This is a genomic window from Moorena sp. SIO4A1, from assembly GCF_010672065.1.
In the GTDB taxonomy this organism is placed as follows: Bacteria; Cyanobacteriota; Cyanobacteriia; order Cyanobacteriales; family Coleofasciculaceae; genus Moorena.
Genome location: NZ_JAAHHX010000176.1, coordinates 1 through 3,704, shown reverse-complemented (window position 1 = coordinate 3,704; position 3,704 = coordinate 1). Strand labels below are relative to the sequence as shown.

Sequence of the window (3,704 nt, the reverse complement as noted above, 5' to 3'; positions counted from 1 at the left end):
GGGGACCAACGGGGGCTTGGAGTGCGGCTTGTTCCTAGTAGGAGCTTCCTGAAAAAGGAAGGGTATGACTAGGGGGAATCGCGGGTAATAACCCAAAATTCCTAACTATCTGATGGATGGTGGTGAAAGTCCACCCCTTTAGGAGAGAAGTGAATCCCTATCTGGCCACACCGAAATGGACGGCATTCCATTAGAGTGAAGCTGGCAACAGGGCGGAATCAGAGGTAAATCAGATGTGCCACTCTGCCGCTAATGGGGAGGTGACAAGGGTAACAGTAGCAAAAGTCCTGAAAAAGTGTCTTACCCCGAAGCCGCAATCTGACTAGTACATGCGAGACTTCATCCTTTCATTCTCACAGCGTTATTTCAAGGACAGCTGTAATCTCCGAGAAAAGGATAGGCAAAATGGTTAGAAGTTACCGCAAGAATAGTGGAGCCTTTATAGTTAGTCGGCTATGGGTAAAAGGGTTAAAAATTTTGTAGTAAGGCTCCACTATTCTAAGGTTTCATCTCCGGACTGCCCTAAATCACCAAAACAATCTAACAGATGGAACAAGTAAAAACGACAGCAATAGGTCTGGGTAACGGTCGAAACCCCAGTAAGCAACTGCCTTGCCGAATCCCTACTGTCGGGTAAGATGCCATCAGAAACTGGTGGCGGGTATCAAGATAAACAAATCAAAGGAGAGCATGGGTAGACACATGTCAAATAGATATAGTGACCTCTGGAAAAGGATAAACTGGAAACAGTATAAAAAGAACCTATTCCGCCTACAAAGACGAGTTTATAAAGCAGTTCAAGCTGGAGACTTAAGAAAAGCTCGGTCTCTACAAAAACTGATAATTAAATCCCGCTCAGCACAACTATTGGCAATCCAACAAGTAACACAACTCAATCAAGGAAAAAGAACTGCCGGAGTAGATGGGAAAGCCTCCTTAACCTACAAAGAAAGGTTCGAGGTACTTAAAAGACTAGGCTCCAGTGCGGAAAATTGGACGCACCAAGGCTTACGGGAAATCCCAATAGCCAAGAAGAATGGGGGTACGAGAATGTTGAAAGTACCAACAATCCAAGATAGAGCATGGCAATGTCTAGCAAAATACGCTCTAGAACCAGCTCACGAAGCTACGTTCAGTGCCTTCAGTTACGGATTCAGGACAGGCCGATGTGCCCAAGACGCACAAAAAATACTATTCCTAAACCTGAAATCAGACCGAAACGGCATCAACAAAAGAGTAATAGAACTAGACATCAAGAAATGTTTTGACCGCATCTCCCACGACTCCATCATGGATAGATTGCTAGCACCTGCGGGTCTGAAGATAGGGATATTCAGATGTCTAAAAGCAGGCATCAATCCGGAATTCCCGGAGCAAGGAACGCCCCAAGGAGGCGTGGTCAGCCCACTTCTCGCCAATATTGCACTTAACGGAATAGAGGAAATAAACCCCAGAATCAGAGGCATTAGATATGCAGATGACATGGTGTTTATACTCAAGCCAAAAGACAATGCTGACAAAGTACTTCAAAAAGTTAAGGAATTCCTGGCAGAAAGAGGTATGGAAATCAGTGAAGAAAAGACCAAGCTAACCAAAACGACAGACGGCTTCGACTTCCTATGAAGTTACCGTAAGAAGAAAGAAGCCTTTACAGGGGACAGACTAGGCAAAAAAGGGTTAAAAATTATTAATTAAGGCTTCTTTCTTCTAAGGTTTCGTCTCCTGGGGTGGAACTTCCGCGTCCAGAAAAACGGAAAATTTCGGTCTACTCCCTCAGTGGAAAACCACCGGAACATACGTGAGAAGATAAAAGCCGTAGTCAACAACTCGAACTATGGGGCTAAAGTAAAGGCAGAAAAATTAGCATCTAAGGTACGTGGATGGAGGAATTATCATAAAAGCTGCGATATGAGCGGAACACGTGATAGTCTCTGGCATATGAAACAAACCGCACATCGTAAATTCCGAAAGGAAAAGAAGATAAACCGGTATCAAGCCAACGACTTATGTGAAAAAGCCTTTCCAGCAGTTGGATATGAACAAAATCAGCACGTAAATGTCAAAGGGACTAAGTCTCCCTATGACGGAGACCTAGTCTACTGGAGCGGAAGAAATTCCAAACTATATGACAATGTTACAGCAAAAGCCTTGAAAAAACAGAACCATTCCTGTGGATACTGCAAGATGAAATTCATCGGTGAAGAGAGAGTACACCTCCATCACAGCGATGGAAACCATGACAACTGGAAAATGAACAACCTAATGGCGGTTCACCAAAGCTGTCACCAGCAAATCCACTGGAGCCAAAAAGATACTTAGGAGCCGTGTGAGGGGAAACTTTCACGCACGGTTCTGGAGCGGAGGTGCCCCGGATAATACCGGGCATCGACCGTAATTGTAGCAAATGAGACTTCTCAGACAACCTCTTAGTATACATTGAGTCAGGATTTTTTTGATGGAGCGGTCTTGTTGATAATTGAGACCGTTTTTTTTGTACCACAAGTCAGAATAATTACCAAATTATGAGGATCCTAGCCCGGTTACCCATCAGATAAATTTCCTTGAAATTTCCTTAGTGACAAAAAAGTAGAAACGTATAATGCTAAATCTATACTGGTCTGAAACTTTACTGAATCTTGATCAAAAGCTAACTGATTTCGTATTAGTCTCTGTAAGTAACGTGAGTTAGGAAAAATGTCTAATTCCGTAAAGGAATAGGGGGTTGAGCAGATTCATTTGATTTAACCTCCTAGTATTTTTTTATCTCAAAAATCTACCACTTAATGTAGGGCTTGCTGATTAACTCTCAAAGCCTTTACAGATAAAGGTTTTAGCCTTTTTGGTACGAAACAAGTGCAAGCAAATCGGTCGAAAAAGCTCATTTAATTCACATTTTGGGCAGACAAGAGCAGAAAAATCAAGGGACAATTCTTCCGACTACCTCCTATATAATTCCCATTTCTCCACACTCGCTGACTCCACACTCGCTGACTCCTACCCATACCTATTGACTTTTTCAGCAAACCCTAATGTAAGCATTCAGCCCTCAGCTAATGCACTACTTGAGATGCTCTTGAGATGCTACTTGAGGTGCTATCACCCATCTGAGCCTACTGATAAAAGACGCTAGACTATCAATTAGCCAACGATTAGCAGTAGTCCAGCTGAATACAACTGCTGGAGACTGCGGAGGACTTGGGAAGAGCTATCGCTATTGCCAAAAATCCGTGCCACCCAATCAGGGCCAGGGAGATGCAATAAATCTTTACTAAGGTTTGCCTTGTAACTAACCAGGCTTTCGACTTCATCACCCAACCAGGATTCAATTGATTGGGGTCTGGTAAGGGTAGCAGCCATAACCCTAAGAGTTCATGGAAAAGTCACTCTACTTTTATTGTGACAATTTCTGATTGGGAAAGGGGCTTTAATAATGACTAATAATAAATCACTAAATATAGTTAGTTTTTGGATAATTTGTATTTCTATAGTAAGCCTCCATACAAATGACCCCTAAAAACTGATAAAAAATTTACGAATACTTCACGCTAAAGCTGGTATTATCTATAGTCAGTCGTGTCACTAAATAGGGATAATAGAAGTAAAGTTGTCGAAGACGTACAACTGTTAACAAAAAAGCTAACCAAGAGAGGCGTGAGCAATGGCAACTACGACCATTTCCCAACGTGACCTTTCAGCTCTCAGTG

General features: G+C 42.6%; 3 protein-coding genes. 2 read left to right on the top strand and 1 reads right to left on the bottom strand.

What is annotated here, in order from left to right; translation table 11 throughout:
• The first annotated feature begins 702 nt into the window (after positions 1-702).
• The gene (locus F6K53_RS35670) at positions 703-1,623 is read left to right on the top strand and encodes a reverse transcriptase domain-containing protein (RefSeq protein ID WP_366511396.1); all 921 of its coding nucleotides are present in this window, start codon (positions 703-705) and stop codon (positions 1,621-1,623) included.
• A 153-nt stretch (positions 1,624-1,776) separates the two neighbouring features.
• Complete coding sequence (locus F6K53_RS35665; RefSeq protein ID WP_366511395.1) at positions 1,777-2,319, top strand: group II intron maturase-specific domain-containing protein; 543 nt, start codon at positions 1,777-1,779, stop codon at positions 2,317-2,319.
• A gap of 819 nt (positions 2,320-3,138) precedes the next feature.
• Here the strand turns inward: F6K53_RS35665 and F6K53_RS35660 are convergent.
• Entirely contained in the window at positions 3,139-3,357 is a 219-nt protein-coding gene (locus tag F6K53_RS35660) for a hypothetical protein (RefSeq protein ID WP_293055239.1), read from the bottom strand.
• Positions 3,358-3,704 lie beyond the last annotated feature (347 nt).